This window comes from Ruegeria sp. CK1, assembly GCF_056536545.1.
In genome coordinates, this window is record NZ_JBQFPX010000006.1 from 1 (window position 1) to 17639 (window position 17639).

At 55.4% G+C, this 17639-nt stretch carries 18 protein-coding genes and 1 tRNA gene; 10 read left to right on the forward strand and 9 right to left on the reverse strand.

Annotation, left to right across the window (positions count from 1 at the left end):
* The first annotated feature begins 437 nt into the window (after window positions 1-437).
* The 4 genes from ACR0L3_RS14175 (at window position 438) to ACR0L3_RS14190 (ending at window position 4358) form a co-directional block, all read left to right on the forward strand.
* A complete protein-coding gene (locus ACR0L3_RS14175) occupies window positions 438-1190 on the forward strand; it encodes a 5-oxoprolinase subunit B family protein (protein WP_480746403.1) in 753 nt (250 codons plus the stop codon).
* Window positions 1187-2185: a 5-oxoprolinase subunit C family protein gene (locus ACR0L3_RS14180; RefSeq protein ID WP_480746404.1), complete on the forward strand. Its 999-nt coding sequence runs from the start codon at window positions 1187-1189 to the stop codon at window positions 2183-2185. The genes ACR0L3_RS14175 and ACR0L3_RS14180 overlap by 4 nt, the downstream gene beginning before the upstream one ends.
* Window positions 2186-2197: 12 nt before the next feature.
* Window positions 2198-2959, forward strand: coding sequence for a LamB/YcsF family protein (locus tag ACR0L3_RS14185; RefSeq protein WP_480746405.1), 762 nt, complete (start codon window positions 2198-2200; stop codon window positions 2957-2959).
* A gap of 151 nt (window positions 2960-3110) precedes the next feature.
* Window positions 3111-4358 carry a hypothetical protein gene (locus tag ACR0L3_RS14190; RefSeq protein ID WP_480746406.1) on the forward strand — a complete coding sequence of 416 codons (1248 nt, stop codon included), beginning with the start codon at window positions 3111-3113 and terminating at the stop codon, window positions 4356-4358.
* A gap of 58 nt (window positions 4359-4416) precedes the next feature.
* Here the strand turns inward: ACR0L3_RS14190 and ACR0L3_RS14195 are convergent, their stop codons facing one another.
* Window positions 4417-5799: a D-alanyl-D-alanine carboxypeptidase family protein gene (locus ACR0L3_RS14195; protein WP_480746407.1), complete on the reverse strand. Its 1383-nt coding sequence runs from the start codon at window positions 5797-5799 to the stop codon at window positions 4417-4419.
* Between ACR0L3_RS14195 and ACR0L3_RS14200 the strand changes: the two genes are divergently transcribed.
* Window positions 5778-6059, forward strand: coding sequence for a hypothetical protein (locus ACR0L3_RS14200; RefSeq protein WP_480746408.1), 282 nt, complete (start codon window positions 5778-5780; stop codon window positions 6057-6059). The genes ACR0L3_RS14195 and ACR0L3_RS14200 overlap by 22 nt on opposite strands.
* A gap of 19 nt (window positions 6060-6078) precedes the next feature.
* Here the strand turns inward: ACR0L3_RS14200 and ACR0L3_RS14205 are convergent, their stop codons facing one another.
* Window positions 6079-6780, reverse strand: coding sequence for an HAD family hydrolase (locus tag ACR0L3_RS14205; RefSeq protein ID WP_480746409.1), 702 nt, complete (start codon window positions 6778-6780; stop codon window positions 6079-6081).
* 93 nt (window positions 6781-6873) lie between these two features.
* On the opposite strand from ACR0L3_RS14205, the gene clpS reads away from it, so the two are divergent.
* The 4 genes from clpS to hemF are packed head-to-tail and all read left to right on the forward strand — an operon-like array spanning window position 6874 to window position 9937.
* Window positions 6874-7215: an ATP-dependent Clp protease adapter ClpS gene (clpS, locus tag ACR0L3_RS14210; protein ID WP_480746410.1), complete on the forward strand. Its 342-nt coding sequence runs from the start codon at window positions 6874-6876 to the stop codon at window positions 7213-7215.
* A 28-nt stretch (window positions 7216-7243) separates the two neighbouring features.
* The gene (locus ACR0L3_RS14215) at window positions 7244-8209 is read left to right on the forward strand and encodes a class I SAM-dependent methyltransferase (RefSeq protein WP_480746411.1); all 966 of its coding nucleotides are present in this window, start codon (window positions 7244-7246) and stop codon (window positions 8207-8209) included.
* Between the two features lie 37 nt (window positions 8210-8246).
* Entirely contained in the window at window positions 8247-9047 is an 801-nt protein-coding gene (locus tag ACR0L3_RS14220) for an SDR family NAD(P)-dependent oxidoreductase (protein WP_480746412.1), read from the forward strand.
* 5 nt (window positions 9048-9052) lie between these two features.
* Complete coding sequence (gene hemF, locus ACR0L3_RS14225) at window positions 9053-9937, forward strand: oxygen-dependent coproporphyrinogen oxidase (RefSeq protein ID WP_480746413.1); 885 nt, start codon at window positions 9053-9055, stop codon at window positions 9935-9937.
* Between the two features lie 7 nt (window positions 9938-9944).
* On the opposite strand, the gene ACR0L3_RS14230 is transcribed toward hemF, so the two are convergent.
* From ACR0L3_RS14230 to modA, 4 genes are all read right to left on the reverse strand, one after another.
* Entirely contained in the window at window positions 9945-10358 is a 414-nt protein-coding gene (locus ACR0L3_RS14230) for a hypothetical protein (protein WP_480746414.1), read from the reverse strand.
* Between the two features lie 183 nt (window positions 10359-10541).
* The gene (gene modC / locus ACR0L3_RS14235) at window positions 10542-11639 is read right to left on the reverse strand and encodes a molybdenum ABC transporter ATP-binding protein (RefSeq protein WP_480746415.1); all 1098 of its coding nucleotides are present in this window, start codon (window positions 11637-11639) and stop codon (window positions 10542-10544) included.
* A complete protein-coding gene (modB, locus tag ACR0L3_RS14240; protein ID WP_480746416.1) occupies window positions 11636-12328 on the reverse strand; it encodes a molybdate ABC transporter permease subunit in 693 nt (230 codons plus the stop codon). Before modB ends, modC begins: the two co-directional genes overlap by 4 nt.
* A 3-nt stretch (window positions 12329-12331) precedes the next feature.
* Window positions 12332-13111 carry a molybdate ABC transporter substrate-binding protein gene (modA, locus tag ACR0L3_RS14245; RefSeq protein ID WP_480746417.1) on the reverse strand — a complete coding sequence of 260 codons (780 nt, stop codon included), beginning with the start codon at window positions 13109-13111 and terminating at the stop codon, window positions 12332-12334.
* 219 nt (window positions 13112-13330) lie between these two features.
* On the opposite strand from modA, the gene ACR0L3_RS14250 reads away from it, so the two are divergent.
* Window positions 13331-13406 (forward strand) — tRNA-Val (locus ACR0L3_RS14250).
* Window positions 13407-13740: 334 nt separating this feature from the next.
* On the opposite strand, the gene ACR0L3_RS14255 is transcribed toward ACR0L3_RS14250, so the two are convergent.
* The 3 genes from ACR0L3_RS14255 to ACR0L3_RS14265 form a co-directional block, all read right to left on the reverse strand.
* Window positions 13741-15624 (reverse strand): amidohydrolase family protein, encoded by a 1884-nt coding sequence (locus ACR0L3_RS14255; RefSeq protein ID WP_480746418.1) that lies wholly within the window; start codon window positions 15622-15624, stop codon window positions 13741-13743.
* 69 nt (window positions 15625-15693) lie between these two features.
* Complete coding sequence (locus tag ACR0L3_RS14260; protein WP_480746419.1) at window positions 15694-16872, reverse strand: carbohydrate porin; 1179 nt, start codon at window positions 16870-16872, stop codon at window positions 15694-15696.
* The gene (locus ACR0L3_RS14265; RefSeq protein WP_480746420.1) at window positions 16869-17633 is read right to left on the reverse strand and encodes a DUF3299 domain-containing protein; all 765 of its coding nucleotides are present in this window, start codon (window positions 17631-17633) and stop codon (window positions 16869-16871) included. The genes ACR0L3_RS14260 and ACR0L3_RS14265 overlap by 4 nt, the downstream gene beginning before the upstream one ends.
* Between the last annotated feature and the right edge of the window lie 6 nt (window positions 17634-17639).

Below are 17639 nucleotides of genomic sequence, written 5' to 3' on the forward strand. Positions count from 1 at the left end.
TCACCGCCGCTTCCGCAGCGTCCCAAGCGCCTCAGCAGCGCCGGTGAAGGGGGTTCTAAGTATAACCGACACTAGCCGCAAGTGGAAAATTACATCTTGCGCGTTTTTTTTGCGCATCTGAAAATTACTATTTTAAATCAGTTGGTTAAGTTCCACCCTACCCTGCCGAACACCATCAGATTGGCAAGGAACCAACTAACAGAACTACAGTCCCAAGCCGCTCGCACTCACCACCACCCCACATTTAGTGAGTCCGTCAAACTAAACCACAAGCCCGAAGCGAGTCGCCACCGTCAAACCGATTCAGATTTCACCCAAATCAACCGACTCGTCGCGCTTCACAGGGATGAAAAAACTGTGAGTAGTGGCTTCGGTCTTGCGCATTTGCGTCGGATACAGTCACCTCACCAAAATGATACGCTCAAAACCCTTGTAATATGACGCCCACTCGCCCCGACCGATTCCCCCGCGTACGCACTGTTGGCCTGGACGGCCTCTTGATCTCGTTTGACGATACGATGGCAGAATCGTCCAACCGGGCGGCACTGGCTTTCCGTAATGCAATTGATACCCAAGAGTGGGACGGGGTAATTGAAACGTCCGCTTCCTTAGCTTCAACATATGTCCGGTTTGATCCGCTTGGCCTACCGTGTTCGGAAATTCGCGCACGCGTGACGCAATTGCTGGATCAAAACGATTGGTATCACGCTTCGTTGCCTGTTGGGCGGAGACTGTGGAAGGTGCCCACAGTTTACGGGGGTGAGCTTGCACCTCAGTTGGATGAGGCTGCGGCGACGGCCGGGCTGTCTTCCGCAGAGGCGATACGACGCCTGAGCGAAACACGCGTACGCGTTCTCACGATCGGCTTTGCACCCGGGCAACCGTACCTGGGGCCGTTAGGGCCAGAATTCAACATCCCACGCCTAAAGGAACTGACCCCGATGGTGCCCACGGGCGCACTGGTTCTGGCAATATCGCAATTTGTGCTGTTTTCTGGCCCGACTCCGACCGGGTGGCGGCATGTAGGCCAAACAGCTTTTCGCTGTTTCCGTCCTGAATCCGAGAGTAGCTTTGCGTTGCGTCCAGGAGACGAGATGCAATTCTATCCCATCACTCGGGAAGAATTTGAGACCATACAGGCGACCGAAGACAACTCGGGCGGCGCGAGCTGCGAGGAGATTCCGGCATGAGCCTGATTGTCCGTACCATCGGTCCGGCCTGCACCGTGCAAGATCAGGGGCGCGTAGGATACCTGGATCAAGGTCTGTCGCGATCCGGCGCCGCCGACCAACAGGCTTTGCATGAGGGGGCAGCCCTACTGGGGCAAAGCCCAGATCATGCCGCGTTAGAAATGGCTGGAATGGGCGGCACGTTTGAGGCCACTCAAGCGGTCAATGTCGCTCTGACCGGTGCACCTATGCAGGCGAGTATTGATGGCACGCCGATTGTCTGGAATGCCTCTCATTACCTGAAGGCCGGCCAGCAACTGTTCATTGGGGCTGCAACGCAAGGCAACTACGGCTACCTGCACATCGGTGGGGGCATTGATACACCGGAATTCCTAGGGTCACGTTCAACACATCTGACTGCAAAGGTTGGGCGCGCCGTGGAAGCAGGGGATTTGCTGCCGATTGGTCCGCATTCGGGCTATGCGGGTATGAAGTTGCCACCAAACGCCCGGTTTGCCGGGGGCGTCCTTCGCGTGCTGGCCAGTTTTCAGACCAACCTTTTTGATGAGGAAACACTGGATCGGTTTAGCCAGACTACGTTTAAGCGTGGCACGCGGGCGAACCGGATGGGGATGCAGTTGGACAGAGATGGCAAAGGATTTGCCGCTAAAGGCCAGCTAAATATCTTGTCCGAGGTGATAACCCCCGGCGATATTCAAATGACCGGGACGGGGAACCCCTTTATCCTGCTGCCCGAATGCCAAACCACTGGAGGCTACCCTCGCATTGCCACGGTTCTACCCTGTGACCTGCCCCGCGCGGCGCAAACCCCGGCAGGCGGGCACATACAATTCCAATTCGTATCGATGGAAGAAGCCATCAAGCTGCACGCAGCCTATCTTTCCGAACTATCTAACATGCGGGCTCGAGTGGAACCATTGGTCCGCGATCCGCATGACATCCCCGACCTGTTATCCTACCAACTGATAAGCGGAATGATCTCTGCCACCGACTAAGGAGTTTTGCCGATGCCCAGCGTCGATCTGAATGCTGATATGGGAGAGAGCTTTGGCCCCTGGAAAATGGGCGATGACGAAAGCCTGCTGAAAATCATCACCTCGGCCAACATCGCCTGCGGTTTTCATGCCGGCGACCCGGATGTTATGGTCAAGACGATGGAGCTGGCAGCCGAAAATGGCGTGGGTATCGGTGCGCATCCGGGTTTTCCTGATCTTCAAGGCTTTGGCCGCCGCAACATGAAAGTACCCCATGCTTCATTGCGCAATCTGGTACGCTATCAGCTCGGTGCAGCTAAGGGTGTCGCCAAGGCTATCGGCACCGAGGTCCGGCATCTGAAACTGCACGGGGCGCTGGCCAATATGTGCTCTGTCGATATTGACATGGCGCGAGCGTGCTATCAGGGCGCTTTGGACGTGGACCCAGACATCATCATCATGGTTTTGGCCGTAACCAAGCAGGAAACAGCCGTGCGCGAATTGGGCTGTAAGTGGGTCGGCGAAATTTTTGCGGACCGTGCTTATAACGACGACGGTACTCTTGTTGATCGCAGCCTGCCCGGAGCGGTCATCCACGACCCCGCGCTTGCCGGGCCGCGTATCCTGAACATGGTCCGCGAAGGCGCCATAGTCACCGAATCCGGCAAACTCCTGGAAACCTCGATTGACACGATCTGCCTGCATGGGGATGGCCCAACCGCGGTACAGATCGCCCGGTCTGTGCGAGAGAACCTAATCACGGGTGGTGTCGAGGTGACAAAATTCATCCGATAGTCATCACGGCGTAAGTTTTGCGCCCTACCTTCTTACTGTTGCTCCGTCGGGTTTCTAACCCTAGCATGCCTACAAGTGCATGTTCTGATTATTGGAAATTCACATAGGGCCAAGTCCGCATACCACCGGGCAGGCGCAAGGAGGAAAATTCATGTCTTTCGATTTGATGTCTTACGAGCCTCGCGGCGACAAAAAAAACTCAGACTTCTTTCAGGAGTACTTGCCCAAGATTTACGAGAGGCGCAGCAGCTCGGGGGTTGCGGACCAGGTCAGCGCGATGCGCGCGATCGTTTTGCAGGTAGAGTCAACGGCGCTGTTCGATACATTGATCGAGCTGTATGTGATGACCCCTTACCGTCACACTGCCTCATATTTGGGTCAGACCCACAAGTTCGCGATCCTGCATTCGCATCCCAATTACCCAGCAATGATTGTGATGGCTCCGCTCAGCCCCAGTTTTGAGGACTTTATACCCCGCATCAACCGAATGTACCCGCTGGCCCGCAATACCCCGCAGACCCGCTATGTCGGAGAGATTTACGGCGCGACCGACCTAAAGGCTCTGACCAAGACACTGGAAGATCAGAACATCCGCTTTGAATATAGCGGCGACACTGAGAATCCGTTCTACACTTTGGACGGATTTCGATTCACCACCCCGTCAGATTTCACCTGCAACCGTGTCGGCTATTCCGTACTGGATTTTAATGAACCCGACAGTTTGGGTTTAGGCGACCGTGTCCTGCTGAGCGATGCCGAGCAAGCGCAGTTGGATCAGGCCGCAGCCTTCGGAGCGGACAGCAAGATCGCCCCGCTGATGCTGGGCATCGACCACCTTGCAACCCGCATTCTGGCCGGTGAGCGTGAGGACGCGATCCTCGAATTTCTGACGATGGTGCCTTATTACTTCTGGGGCGCGTACAACATCTTTGACATGAACTCGTCAACCAATGTGAACCGGAACGCGGATGTGGATGATGACAAGAAATCCCCCGCCAAGGTCTTCACGGCAAACAACACGCCATCATTTGTGAATTCCTTCGAGCAACTGCCAATGCCGACCGAAGACTTTGTCCGAAACTTTGGTCGCCGTCTTCATCACATGGCGGTTGAGATTCAGGATGGCGATCACGGCGCCGGGGAAAAGAACGTGGACTTTGTTGTGAACACGTTGAAGGACAAAGGCGTGCCATTCCTCGCCCATGTGGTGGGAGAGTGCAAAGACGACCCGAACCTCAAGCAGATCTTCTCTAAACACTCAAAGTACACCCTGCTCATCACCGAATATATCGAGCGCTGCCATCACTATGATGGGTTCTTCACCAAGGATAACGTAGCGGCCCTGACTGCTGCGGCCGGACAAGACGAGCAATATCACCACGGCGCGGTATTTGACTAAAAAAGGGCTGCGAGTTTCCCCGCAGCCCAGACCCATCCAGGAGAACACATGTCGGATCTTATGATGGTCCGATCATGAAACAGGTGACATTCCGGGCCTGAAGCCTGCGGCAAGCCAAATCAGCTTGTTCGCGGGTCATTCCTTGGAAAGTCGCTTCGAAACCGCGCGAGCTTTGGTTCACCTTGCGCAGCGTACCTTCCAGAGTGGTCATCTCCGACAGGGCAGTTTTCAGTAATATTTTCTCGGCTTCGTACCGGGTGGTATAGCGGCCTACATTGACGCCCCAAAGGTGCCCACCTGAGGTGGACAGTCGGGTCACGATTTCCTGCTCGGGTTCAGGAATGTCGGCCGGAGCGGTCGATGCAAGAACCACATCGTCCTCACGCGCTACAGGGCGTGTCGCATCGCCGGTCGTTTCCTGGATATCGGCGGCTGCAATCGCCGCCGCGATACCGTCTTGAATCCGCGTGCCATTTTTGGCGGCAGTTGCAGCAACGGTACCTGCAACTTGCACCGCAGCGCCTGGTCCCGGACGCAACACTGGCCGTAGGCTGGAGGCTGGCGCGCCGGTCAGGGCTGCTACTGTTGCGCCCAGTCCAGCGTTCCCGGCATAGGTTGGGCGGGCCGGCTTCCGGATAGGTGCGCGCGAAGGCGCGCGACGGAAGCCCATATCCAGCAGTTCTGCCACCCTGGCGTTGCGTGATGCACCGGACTTTCCACCGAAAACAGTCGCGATAATGCGTTCATCTTTGCGCTTGGCGGAAGCAACCAAGTTAAAGCCTGCGGCCCGCGTATAGCCGGTTTTTATCCCATCTGCGCCTTGATACGCAGCCAGCAAACGACGGTTGGTGTTCGGAACCGTCTTGATCCCGGCATGAGTCGATTGGCGCGAGAACAGGTTATAATACTGCGGATAGTCATACAGCAGATGGCGGCCCAGCGTGGTCATGTCCCGTGCAGTCGACAAGTGGCCCGATTCTGTTAGCCCATGGGCATTCTTGAACGTTGTGCGGCTCATGCCCATCGCCTTGGCGGTCCGGGTCATACGACGGGCAAACGCGGCCTCTGATCCGCTGATCGCGATCCCAATGGCAGTGGCGGCGTCATTGGCCGATTTCACCGCAGCCGCGCGAATCAGATATCGGAATGCAATCGTCTGACCCGAGCGCAAACCCAGTTTCGAAGGCGGCTCAGCCGCCGCTGCCCGAGTGATGCGAACCGGTGTGTCCAGCTCAATCTCGCCATTCCGCACCGCTTCGAACGCAATGTAGAGGGTCATCATTTTTGTAAGTGAAGCCGGATGAAGCCTTGTGTCGGCATTTCGCGAATGCAGCACTTCACCTGTGCGCGCGTCAATCACCATCGCCGCGTAGGGCGCTGCCACCGCTTGCAACGGCGCGAATGAGAGCAGCCACAAGAATGCTAAAAGAAATAAGCCCATTCGGGCCGGAACTGTCCGCCGAACCTGCACGATTTTTGCCTCTGTCTACCTCACGCCGCCGGGTTTTCCCGGTCAGCAGAAAACTTTTTATTAACGATGAGGCTAGCACATGGGCTTGGCGAAATAAACCAAAAGCTCGTGATTTGGCAATCTATAGAGACTTCTGGCTCGCACAACATTTTGTCGGACGCCAGCTACGCACCCACCACATCAATGAAAATGACGAAAGTTTGCCGTTGCCGGGCGTTGTTTTTCTATGACTGAGACCATTCGGCAACATTAGCTTAGTGCCTGCACAAGCTTTGCTAGCTGTCCCAAATCCTTCAACTCGTGGAAACGCGGATTGTCCGACGGCTTCTCGGCCTGCTCGATTTCCCAGACCAAGCCATGCGGCACATACACGCCCCAACATCCAGCCTGAATCGGCGCTACAACATCAGATCGCATTGAGTTGCCGACCATCATCGCGGATTCAGGTCCGCCTTTGTACTGATCAAATATGTGCCGGTATGTCTGAGGCATCTTTTCCGACACGATCTCAACCCCGTCAAAAAACTCGCCCAATCCTGACTGCGCGAGCTTTCGTTCTTGATCAATCAGATCGCCCTTGGTGATCAGCACGACTTGATGCGTGTCAGCCACGCTCTCGATCGCCTCGCGCGCATGCGGCAACAGCTCGATCGGATGCGCCAGCATCTCTTGCCCGGCTTCGATTAATTGACGGATCACCGAGGCCGGAACGCGGTCTTCGGTCACCTCGATGGCTGTTTCGATCATCGACAGGGTAAACCCCTTGATTCCATAACCATAGTGCCGGATGTTCCGCTTCTCAGCCTCTAACAAACGATCCAACAGGTGTTCCCGATCGGCATGATCGGCAAGCAAATCCGTGAAGTGAGCCTGTGTAAGCTGAAAAAACCGTTCGTTGTGCCATAAAGTATCATCCGCATCGAAGCCGATTGTGGTAAGGTTTTGACCCATGTCGATTACGTCCTGCTGGCTCTTTTCTCTGGCCCGTTCGACGTTATATAAGCGCTCAGATAAACCGAAGCCTGAATCGGACAGTAGAACGCGATGCTTGAACACCAATGGATGATGTCTGACAAATCGGACGACGAGGGCGACTCGTCCGTTCTGGTTGAGACGCGCCCCAAGACCAAGCGCCCGCCGCTGTACAAGGTTCTGCTGCTGAATGACGACTACACTCCGATGGAGTTTGTCGTACATGTGCTTGAGCGGTTCTTCGGCATGACCCACGCGCAAGCATTCGAAATCATGCTGACCGTCCACAAAAAAGGCGTGGCGGTTGTTGGCGTATTCAGCCACGAAATCGCCGAGACCAAAGTGGGACAGGTCATGGACTTTGCTCGCAGGCACCAGCACCCACTGCAGTGCACTATGGAACGAGAAGAGTAAGGCCCCGCCGCTCTGACCTGTATCGCTTATGTCCCCTCGCCTTGATCTTGCCTTGCAAAGCGGCCTGACACTGTCGCAACCGTTGACCGTTCTTGGGCCGACATTGGCTAGCGATTTGTCTGCATTGCCGCGTGAGACGCAAGTGGTGCAGCCCTTTAAACCCTTTCACGACCACTTTTCCAATCTGGGCTTTAACGTCAAACCCGAGACGCAAGACCCGTGTCATGACGCCATCGTCGTCCTGCCGCGTGCCAAAGCGCTGGCCCGGTCCATGGTGTACCAGGCCTGCAACCGCGCCACCGGTGTTGTTGTTGTCGACGGCACCAAGACCGACGGAGTGGACAGTCTGCTGAAAGATATACGCAAGCGCGTTGCCGTTGAGGGCCTGATTTCCAAGGCTCATGGCAAGATTTTTTGGTTTCAGTCTGACGCAAAAGCTTTCAAAGATTGGGCTGCACCCAAAAACCAGACCGCCGATGGATTTCAAACGGCGCCCGGCGTGTTTTCTGCCGACGGTATCGATCCTGCCTCAGCCCTTTTGCTGGAGGCGCTGCCCAAGAATCTAGGCGCCCGGGTTGCTGATCTGGGCGCCGGTTGGGGGTACCTCTCGGCGGGGTTGCTGCAGGCAGCCGGACTGAAAACCTTGCATTTGGTCGAGGCCGACCACACCGCTTTGACCTGCGCTCGGGCCAATGTGGTCGATCCCCGCGCTCAGTTTCACTGGGCAGATGCCGTGACATGGCATGCATCTGAACCCGTCGACATCGTCGTCATGAACCCACCATTTCACACGTCGCGCAGTGCCGAACCGGCATTGGGGCAGGGCTTCATCAAATCCGCAGCCAAAAATCTGACCCGTAACGGTTCACTTTGGATGGTAGCGAACCGCCACCTGCCCTATGAAACCACGCTTAACGAAACGTTCGCCCATGTTGAAGAAGTTGCTGGCGACAATCGGTTTAAGGTGTTCCACGCCTCTCGCCCTCGTCGGTGATCCTAGTTAACCTGCCCTGTGATTCAGGAGGAAACGCATGTCCTTTTCCATAGCTGGCAAAACAGCAATCGTAACCGGTGGCGCCAAAGGTGTGGGCCTAGCCATCGGACGTCACTTTGCCGATGCAGGTGCCAATGTCATGTTTGCCGACATGGACGAAAAACGGCTAATCGAAGAGTTGGGCGAACAGGCCGATGACAGCAACATCCGTTTCTTCGCGGGCGATTTGCGGGAAAAGCTGACCATTGCCAACTTGCTGTCAGCCACAATCGACGCGTTCGACCAGGTTGACATCCTGGTCAACGGCGCACGCCAAGTGATCCCATCTGATCCGCTGGATGTCGAAGATGACTCGGTACGCACACTGCTGAACCAAAACCTGATGCCTGCACTACGCCTCAGCCAACTAGTTGCAAAGCGAATGATCAAACAGGCCGGAGAAGACGAAAACAGCATCGCGGGTTCGATCATCAATTTGTCATCGATTGCGGCACGCCGCACTCACCCAGACCTCATGGCCTATTCGGTGTCTACCGCCGCCTTGGACCAGATGACCCGTTCTCTGGCCGTGGCGTTTGCGCCGAACCGCATTCGGGTGAATTCCATCGCACTGGGTTCTGTGATGAGTGCCTCGCTACAATCCACCTTGAAAGAAAACCGTGATTTCCGGGACGATATCGAAAAACACACGCCTTTGGCCCGCATCGCCGCCCCGACCGAACTGACAGAAACCGCACAGTTTCTGGCCTCTGACGCAGCCGGTTTCATTACCGGACAAATCCTGACCATTGACGGAGGTCGAACCTTGCTGGACCCCGTTGCAGCCCCGGCCCACTGACCCGCATGTTCGAAACTGAAAAATCTACCGCCTCGGCCTGGTTTCGCCAACTACGAGACGAGATCGTCGCCTCGTTTGAGGCTTTGGAAGACAGCCACGAAACGGGGCCGTTTTCAGACGCCAAACCTGGCAGATTTGAGGTCAAAGAAACCAGGCGACAGTCAGAAGATGGTTCCGACGCGGGTGGCGGGTTGATGTCTGTGATGCGTGGCGGTCGCGTGTTTGAAAAGGTTGGCGTCAATATTTCAACCGTTTATGGCACGCTTGGCGTTCGCGCGCAGCAAGCGATGGCTGCTCGCAAGGGCATTCCCGGCATGACCGAAGATCCACGCTTTTGGGCCTCGGGCATTTCGCTGGTCGCACATATGCAAAACCCACACGTCCCAGCGGTCCATATGAACACCCGCATGTTCTGGACTCCGCACGCGTGGTGGTTTGGTGGCGGGTCAGACCTGAATCCTTGCATTGAATACGAAGATGACACAGCCCATTTTCACGACACACAAAAAGCGCATCTGGATCCGCACGGACCAGCGCATTACCCACGCCTGAAGGAATGGGCAGACGAGTATTTCTACATCCCGCACCGAAAACGTGCGCGTGGCGTCGGTGGGATTTTCATGGATGACTACTGCACTGGTGATTGGGCTGCGGATTTTGCACTGACACAAGACATCGGTCGCGCTTTTCTACCTGCCTTTGTGCCACTGGTCGAAAAGCGCCGTGTGCAGGGGTTTAGCGACGACGACAAAAATACTCAGCTCGTGCACCGCGGTCTCTATGCCGAGTACAACCTAGTTTACGACCGGGGCACCAAATTCGGGCTGGAAACAGGTCACGATCCGGATGCCGTACTGATGAGTCTGCCGCCTATGGCGAAATGGATCTGATCCGCTTTCAGAAATCAAAATCCATAATATTGTCGAAGCAATGGCTCTGGGCCCCGCTGGCCGACATATTCTCACCTACGCGGCTAACCGTGATCGAATAGCTCTTTGACGTATCGGCACCTTCTGGCGGTGTCAGCGAGAACTGCACGGTCCTCGTCTGCTTTTCGTAGGCTTTCGAGACATAAATCCGTTGGTTTGTCGGCAGGCCAAGGGTGCGGATAGCGAAATCACCAATGCCACACCAGTAAGCAATTGCAGCCGACGACCCGTGTGTGGCCACCCTATAGGTCCCATCGTCCAGTGGCGTCACGGTCGCACGAAAGGCTGGATTGATACCAAACCCGATCCCGACTCCAGCTGAATGCGCCAGCGCAGGCAGTAACGCCACAACACCAACGCCGAAAACTTTGAATAATCTCATGGCATAACGCCTCTAATAAAAAAACTCTTGCCGTACATAGGATTATAGAGGGCATATCCGATGAGTAAAGTTTGAGACTCTCTGGCTGGGTCCTTCAACTATACGCTTTTTCAGGGGGACAGCTTGAACAGGACGTTCGCCCAACCGGCTGATTAGAGATTCCAGCCGCAATACTCACGGAATTTAGCGTATAGCTAACCGCCCTCCAACGTCCTGGGGCGCCAATGCCACAGTCTTGATTACCGCAAAACAGGACTTGCCGGGCGCCAAACCCAACGTTTCGACCGATCGGCGGGTAACACGCGCCAACACCGGTCCCGCCGGGGTCTTGACCGAAACAATGGCCCCCGGACCCTCGCCTGCGCGAATGGTTTCGACGACACCTTCAAGAATGTTGAGGGCCGACAACCCTTCAGGTCGTTTGTTGGACAAAATGACTTCTTGTGCGGGGATACGAATGCGCAGTTGTTCCCCTATCCGATGCGGGATGTTTGGCAGGAACAAGCGCGCGCCGCCTGCCTCAAGCTCGGTCAAACCGTCGACATGATGTTCCCGTACACACACATTTAGCACCGCACCCACGGCCCGAACGCCAGCCGGGGCCACGGACGGGTCGGCCATCACTTCAGAGGCTGGGCCATGCCGAACCGCTTTGCCGTCCTGCAAAGCAACCACGGATGTTGCTAGCCGAGCGACCTCGGCCGCAGAATGGGTTACATAAAGAATGGGCACTGAAACCTCATCCCTCAGCCTCTCGAAGTAAGGCAGGATTTCTGCTTTGCGTGCGTCATCCAGCGCCGCCAAAGGTTCATCAGCCAATATGAGCCGTGGACTGGCCAGCAGCGCGCGTCCGATAGCAACACGCTGCTTTTCCCCGCCCGACAGACCTGCCGGACGGCGATCCAACAGGTTTTCGATGCCCAGCATTTCGATCACTTTGTCTGAGTTTTCCAAGCGCGCACGCTTCGGTGCGAACCAACGACCATAGGCCAAGTTCTGCCGCACCGTCAGATGCGGAAACAGACGACCTTCCTGAAAGATATAGCCTAACCGCCTGCGATGTGGGGGTAGCCAATGGTTTTGCTCAGTATCGAACAGCTCCCAGTCGTTGACGGTGACACGCCCGGATTGAGGGCGCAACAGCCCGGCGACTGCATTCACAACAGTGGTCTTTCCCGAACCAGACCGCCCAAACAAGACCGTCACACCCGAAGGCGCATCAAAGCTTAGGTCCAATTTGAGATTGGGCAGGTCGTGTTGCAAGCGTACTGACAGGCTCATGATCCGGACACCCGAGCCGCGGCGCGACGCCCGACATACTCTGACAATAGAAGCGCGCCCATAGCGATGATGATGGACACCACGACAAGCCGAGTTGCGGCCGCCTCCCCTCCTGGAACCTGTAGGAATGCGTAAACCGCCGATGGCAGTGTTTGAGTTTGCCCTGGAATGTTCGACACGAAGGTGATCGTGGCCCCGAACTCTCCCATCGCCTTGGCGAAGGCTAGGATACTTCCGGCGATCACACCGGGCAAGATCATCGGCAAGGTAACCGTGGCGAACACAAACATCCGCGACGCACCCAGAGTGGCTCCGGCTTGTTCCAATTTTGGGTCCACGGCCTCAATCGACAGGCGAATGGCCCGGACCATCAAGGGAAAGGCCATAATTCCGGCTGCCAACGCAGCACCCGTCCAGCGAAATGCTACGACGATGCCAAACTCGGCCAACAATATCCCCAACGGACCTTGGATGCCGAAGGTCAACAGCAACAGATAACCCGTCACAACTGGAGGCAGAATCAGCGGCAAATGCACCAGCCCATTCAGCAACTGACGCCCGGGAAACCTCCACCGCGCCAACGCATAAGCTACAAAAATACCAAATGGCAGGGTCACTAGTGTGGCCCAGAAAGACACGCGCAGTGACAGTTTCAGCGCTTCAAGTTCCGCAGGACCGAGCCACCCCATGCGTCAACCGCCCGGCAGGGCAAAGCCCTGTTCCAAAAAGATGGATTGCGCCACCTCCGTTTCCAGAAAATCGAGAAAGGCCTGCGCATTAGGTGAAGCAGATACTGTTACTGCTGCCGGGTAGATGATGGGCGGGTGCAAATTTTGCGGAAAGGTCGCGACGATCTGAACCCGATCTTCGACCAACGCGTCCGATTGGTAAACAATCCCCAGCGGCGCCGCCCCCACTGAAACGAGTGCCAGCGCCGCACGGACATTGTCGGTTTGCGCAATCTGCGCCTGAACCTCATCCCACTGCCCAAGGCTCTGAAGAGCGGCTTTGCCGTAGATACCGGCCGGAACCGCGTCGACCAGAGCCATTGCCAGATATCCATCGTCCAATACAACTGACAGGTTGGTGTCCGGCTGGATTTCACCAATCTGAACCTTATCCAGCCCACCAATCAGGACCAACTCATTGCCCAGCAGTTCCGCCCGCGAGCTTACGTCAATCAACCCGTCATCTTGCAGGACATTCATCCAGTCTACATTGGCGGAAATGAAAACATCCACCGGCGCGCCCAACTGAATTTGACGCGCCAGAACGGATGAACCCGCATAGGATACGGTGATTGTGTTCCCCGTTTCTTGTTCAAAGATTGGTGCGATTTCATCCAATGCGGTCTTCAGACTAGCCGCAGCGAACACCAAAATATCAGCCGCTCCGGCCCGGACCGGCGCCAGCATCAATGTACCCAACACCAAGGCCGCGACGAGGTATCGGCGGGCAAGGGTCAGGATCATGGGCTCTCCCGTCTGAAAGGTTGCAGTCCCTTCGGGAATATCTGAGGCAACGGGGGGCGCGCAAGTAGCTTTACCGAGCACTGGAAACACAGCCTTTGGAATACAAGCGGTATTCACAGGGCCTGCGACAGCCAAAAAAGATCGTTCTGAAAATTAAGCAAAGAAATTGTGCTGAACCCTCTTGCACCCGCGCGCAGGCTTGGCTACATGCTCCGTCACGGGTGATTAGCTCAGTTGGTAGAGCGCTTCGTTTACACCGAAGATGTCGGGAGTTCGAGTCTCTCATCACCCACCATCGTTTCCCCACAATACACAAAGAACTTACGCAACTATTGTCTCTTTTGTGCCGCGCTCGAAAGTACGACCGCTGAGCCTGCGTTGCGCTTAAAACGAAGAAAGATGTCTCCAACGCAGTAGATTTGGTCCATTGCAACAAAAGCTTCATCTAACGCTTTTGAAGACCTGCTGCGAAGAAACTCAACGGCTGCATCCAGTGGTTGGCGGTTCGGCCTGTCAAAGATACAACCAGTCGAAGTCGTGCGAGCTCCGTAGTGCGCCCTTGCGTCGCCAGATGTTCGCGTCGTGCCAAAGGCGGGTTTTCGGCTTGCAGTAACTGTGCATTCCGAGAGTTAGTTTGCTCTTTGCATCTCTATTTGTTTGGATTTGTTGCCCCCAACCTTGGACAACATAGCCCTCGCATAGTCACGTTTTGCAGTCTCGCGATCTTCGAAGCGCGCGTGAACTACGCAAAAGAAGAGGGCACCGTCATCCAAGCCGTTGAGAGGTGCAAACCAATCATAAAGGTCGTATGGTTTTGCCGAGGCAAACTGATGGGGTCGTGGCACTACAGGTGCAGAATTGGATTCACTATTTGTGATATCATCGAGCAGTGTTGGACGGGCTGTGCCAGTGTCCGGCGTGAGAATACCCATGATTTGTTCGCGACCAGCAGGAACAAAGCGCCCGTTTTCCTCGACGGGAAACCGGATCGGCTGCCCCGCATAAACATCTCGCTGCACTTCACTGTTCTTAACAACAATGGTTCCGTTAACGAGCACATACGGAATACCTTCTGACGGAAGGCCTTGCTGACCAAGAGTATAGTTCGCCTTTTCGGTCACAGTTTCAGGATCAAAAATCGTGATGTCCGCGACCATCCCTTCTTGCATACGCCCACGCACCTGCATTGCTCGCAAGCCCGTGTCACCTAATCGCTTCGCATGGATGTAGCTTAGCTGAGTCAGTGTAAGCATTAGCGGCACATTCGCTTCACGGGCCAACCTCAAGACAAGCGCGTGGCTGCCTGCTGACCGAGGATGTCCTGCATAGTCTTCGTAGGGGGCATCCCAACTCATCAGATTGCCCTCGATGTCCAGCCCGGCCATACCGTCGCCCGAGATGCCATAGCCCGCAATGGTGATCCAATCGTTTAGCCATTGCTCTCTTGGAGGGCTAAAAACAATGGCTGTCCGTCCCGGTTCATTCTCAGCAAAACTCAAAAACTCGTCTTTGGTTACAAAGCGATCGAGCTGGGGGTCAAAGATGGTGTCTTCGTATTTGTAACCCATCGAACCTTCCCAATTTTCGGGGGCGATGATCGAGGCTCCGTAGTTTCCCGATCCGGCGGTCCAAGGATAGTAGCTGGACCAGACGTTGTAGCCTTGATCGCGAGCCATTTGGAGTTTTTCTTGGTTCTCCCACCAGCCATAGTCATTGTCATGGTGTATGTGAAGCGGTGCACCAAGCACCATCGCATTGACCAAGATTTCATTTACACCCGTCTGTGTTTCTGTCGGCGTCGAAGCACTTGGATGAAATCGGTGATGGACAGAGGTCAATCTACCGTAACGCGCCGCAGCCCGCTGCGCTTCGAACATCTCATAGGTTGTAATTCCTTCGCGGGCGTAGCCGATGGTCGATCCCACGCCGAGTGCTCCAAGACGCAGCCCCTCGTCAAGCTGCGCAGTGATTTCGTTCATTTGCTCACGGTTGCTTGGAACAGAGGACCACCCCTCGACGCCATCTTCCACGGATTGCGCCCTCAGTGCGAAGAAGTTCCGGAAGTCAATGTCCCCACCTTCAAGCACGAGGCCGTCATGAACCCGTATACGTGCGAATTCTTGCCCAACAACCGTGCCATAATTGGCCTGCGTTGCACCCTGTCGTGCTTCATACCATTCATCAATGTTAGCGGCCCCGACCTCAAAATCCATTTGGGTTGTGACGCCATCCCTAAGGTTTACTTTGATACCCCAAGGGTCCAACCCGTGTTGCTCCAGGTCGATAAATCCGGGAGCCACAACGTGTCCTGTCGCATCGATGGTCTCGCTACCGTTAATTTCCTCGTCGGTAATCGCAGTGATCCAGCCGTTGCTTATTCCTACGTTAGCAATCTGGTCGAACCCGGTTTCCGGGTCCATTACCCGACCGTTGAGAATGACGACGTCGTAAGTCTGCGCGGCGCATAGTGTCGAAAAAACAGACATCGTGCCCGCCAGAAACAAGGTACGCATGGATGGATCCTCCCTTTTACCGACAAAACTGAATGTTTCGTTATTTTTGGCGTCTGCTTTCCAACCACCTCAGAAAACGATCCGGGTTCTAAGGCCGAACAGCGTAATGCTATCCTGATCCGGGTTCAGAAGAGGGTCGGAAATGAACTGCACCGACGGTGTGATCTGCAGCCCCGGTGAGATTGAAAAGCGGTAGAAGGCTTCCAGCGTAAACTGATCACCGTCTATGCCTCTTGCTTCGGCCCAGTTCAGGCCCAGACCGGCCAAATCGGTATTGCGACCGTAGTAGCCAAGACCCGCAGAAACTGACCGATCGAAAAGTGCCGCTGTCCCTTTTGATGCCCCGGCCCGAAAGAACGGCATCCATTTATTGCCAACAAACCAAGCCGCTGAGAAGGCAGCCCCGTAATCTTCAGGGCGGCTGCCATCGTCGGCTGCATCCGCATGCCAAAGGGTCAAGTGGATATTGTCGAAGTAGATGCGATCAAAGCCGGAGGTGTAGCCAAGTTCGAGTGATTTGAAGAGACTGCCATCGCTAAACACATCAAAATTTGGATCAGACGGGTCAGCGTTTGCGTCTGATACGCTGGCAACGACGTAAAGGTTCTCACTCAGCTTTACCCCGCCGGCAATGCCAAGACCTTGGTTGGGCGTGTTAATAGTCGGGTTGGTGTTGAAGGACAGGTTCTGAAACCCACTAAAGGGACTGACCAGTCCGTATATATCCACAAAGTCGGTTACATCAATTTGGCCGACTTGCAGCGTCCACGAGCCGTTCTCGGCCCGTTGGGTCCAAAACAGGTTGGTCAACAACAGGCCATTGTCGTTAAACGCTGTGCCTGTGATCGAAAGTGCTCCGCCATCCAGCCCCAGAAACTGCGGGGCAACATCGGTGTAACTGTGCCGGTCTTCGATCTTGAATGTCAGAGACCCCCGTTCAGTTGCCTGCCAACTGCCGTAGAAACGCGCAATCCCGCTGGCCGCTTCACCGGTTCCCAGATCAGCATTCGTGGATTGGCCCAATGCCAAGTAATCGATATTGAACCGAAACCCACCCTCAGCCACACGGTCTTTCCACTGGAACCAACCCGGTGCGATATTGCGCGGAAAATCCGAACGGTATTGGGGATCAGTTAGCCCATCCCCGGGCTCTAGATCAGCTTCAACAGAAGAAGGTCCGGACAGTCCTTGCGCCGAGACCGCGCTCGCGAAGGCAACACTCAATGCGGCAATCAGAATTCTTATCATTCAGACGCCTTTGTCCCACCGGTCTTGCGATCCCCCGCCGCCCGGATGCGATCGGCGGCACGCTCTTTCCATTCCAACTTGCCTACCTCAGTTTCCAGAGTCTCTACGCTGCCTGTTTCCAACTGGAACGTCGCACTCATGGGCATCGGGCCGTCCACAACCATCATACTCTGAACAGAAGGATCGATAGTCAGCGTTCCCGTTAACCTTACGGGTTCATGAAAATAGCTGGGCGTCCAATCGCCGTTCAACCGCACACGGATCATCTGGTTGGGCGGAGGTGGAGGCATGTGACTGCACATCCCTCTTTCTGGCACCAAATATGCCACAGGCCGACCGTCCGGATCACTCGGAGCGGGAATGGCAAAGCCCGCAAGAGTGATTGTTTGACCATCGAATTGCGGATTTCCGATCGTGCCAGCCTTTCTTCGGCGTTCAGTCACAACCTCTCGCTGATCGAGTAGCCAGTCGACATCAATCCCATCACCTGCCAAGGCATCCTCAGTCTCGTTCAGAAGCTCCTGCCATTTTAGTCTCTCTTCTTCGCTGCCACTATCCTGCTGTAGCCTGCCGCGCAGCCTTACGACGTAAAGAACATCGTCGAATTGTTCGGCGCTAAGTTCGCGATAGGGGTCTTCAAAGACCTGCGCGGACGGGTCAGGCAAGTCAGACCAGTCCAACGCGGTTCCTGGCGTCGCCATGACAGGATGGCCACACCAAACCAACCCTGCAATTAGTAAGGAGCGGAACCAATGGTGCATAAATAC

Excerpts from the sequence above, each read along its gene's own strand:
- ACR0L3_RS14175 (WP_480746403.1), top strand. The coding sequence starts at position 438 with ATGACGCCCACTCGCCCCGACCGATTCCCCCGCGTACGCACTGTTGGC.
- ACR0L3_RS14180 (WP_480746404.1), top strand. The coding sequence starts at position 1,187 with ATGAGCCTGATTGTCCGTACCATCGGTCCGGCCTGCACCGTGCAAGAT.
- ACR0L3_RS14185 (WP_480746405.1), top strand. The coding sequence starts at position 2,198 with ATGCCCAGCGTCGATCTGAATGCTGATATGGGAGAGAGCTTTGGCCCC.
- ACR0L3_RS14190 (WP_480746406.1), top strand. The coding sequence starts at position 3,111 with ATGTCTTTCGATTTGATGTCTTACGAGCCTCGCGGCGACAAAAAAAAC.
- ACR0L3_RS14200 (WP_480746408.1), top strand. The coding sequence starts at position 5,778 with ATGCTAAAAGAAATAAGCCCATTCGGGCCGGAACTGTCCGCCGAACCT.
- ACR0L3_RS14195 (WP_480746407.1), bottom strand. The coding sequence starts at position 5,799 with ATGGGCTTATTTCTTTTAGCATTCTTGTGGCTGCTCTCATTCGCGCCG.
- ACR0L3_RS14205 (WP_480746409.1), bottom strand. The coding sequence starts at position 6,780 with ATGGGTCAAAACCTTACCACAATCGGCTTCGATGCGGATGATACTTTA.
- clpS (WP_480746410.1), top strand. The coding sequence starts at position 6,874 with ATGCTTGAACACCAATGGATGATGTCTGACAAATCGGACGACGAGGGC.
- ACR0L3_RS14215 (WP_480746411.1), top strand. The coding sequence starts at position 7,244 with ATGTCCCCTCGCCTTGATCTTGCCTTGCAAAGCGGCCTGACACTGTCG.
- ACR0L3_RS14220 (WP_480746412.1), top strand. The coding sequence starts at position 8,247 with ATGTCCTTTTCCATAGCTGGCAAAACAGCAATCGTAACCGGTGGCGCC.
- hemF (WP_480746413.1), top strand. The coding sequence starts at position 9,053 with ATGTTCGAAACTGAAAAATCTACCGCCTCGGCCTGGTTTCGCCAACTA.
- ACR0L3_RS14230 (WP_480746414.1), bottom strand. The coding sequence starts at position 10,358 with ATGAGATTATTCAAAGTTTTCGGCGTTGGTGTTGTGGCGTTACTGCCT.
- modC (WP_480746415.1), bottom strand. The coding sequence starts at position 11,639 with ATGAGCCTGTCAGTACGCTTGCAACACGACCTGCCCAATCTCAAATTG.
- modB (WP_480746416.1), bottom strand. The coding sequence starts at position 12,328 with ATGGGGTGGCTCGGTCCTGCGGAACTTGAAGCGCTGAAACTGTCACTG.
- modA (WP_480746417.1), bottom strand. The coding sequence starts at position 13,111 with ATGATCCTGACCCTTGCCCGCCGATACCTCGTCGCGGCCTTGGTGTTG.
- ACR0L3_RS14255 (WP_480746418.1), bottom strand. The coding sequence starts at position 15,624 with ATGCGTACCTTGTTTCTGGCGGGCACGATGTCTGTTTTTTCGACACTA.
- ACR0L3_RS14260 (WP_480746419.1), bottom strand. The coding sequence starts at position 16,872 with ATGATAAGAATTCTGATTGCCGCATTGAGTGTTGCCTTCGCGAGCGCG.
- ACR0L3_RS14265 (WP_480746420.1), bottom strand. The coding sequence starts at position 17,633 with ATGCACCATTGGTTCCGCTCCTTACTAATTGCAGGGTTGGTTTGGTGT.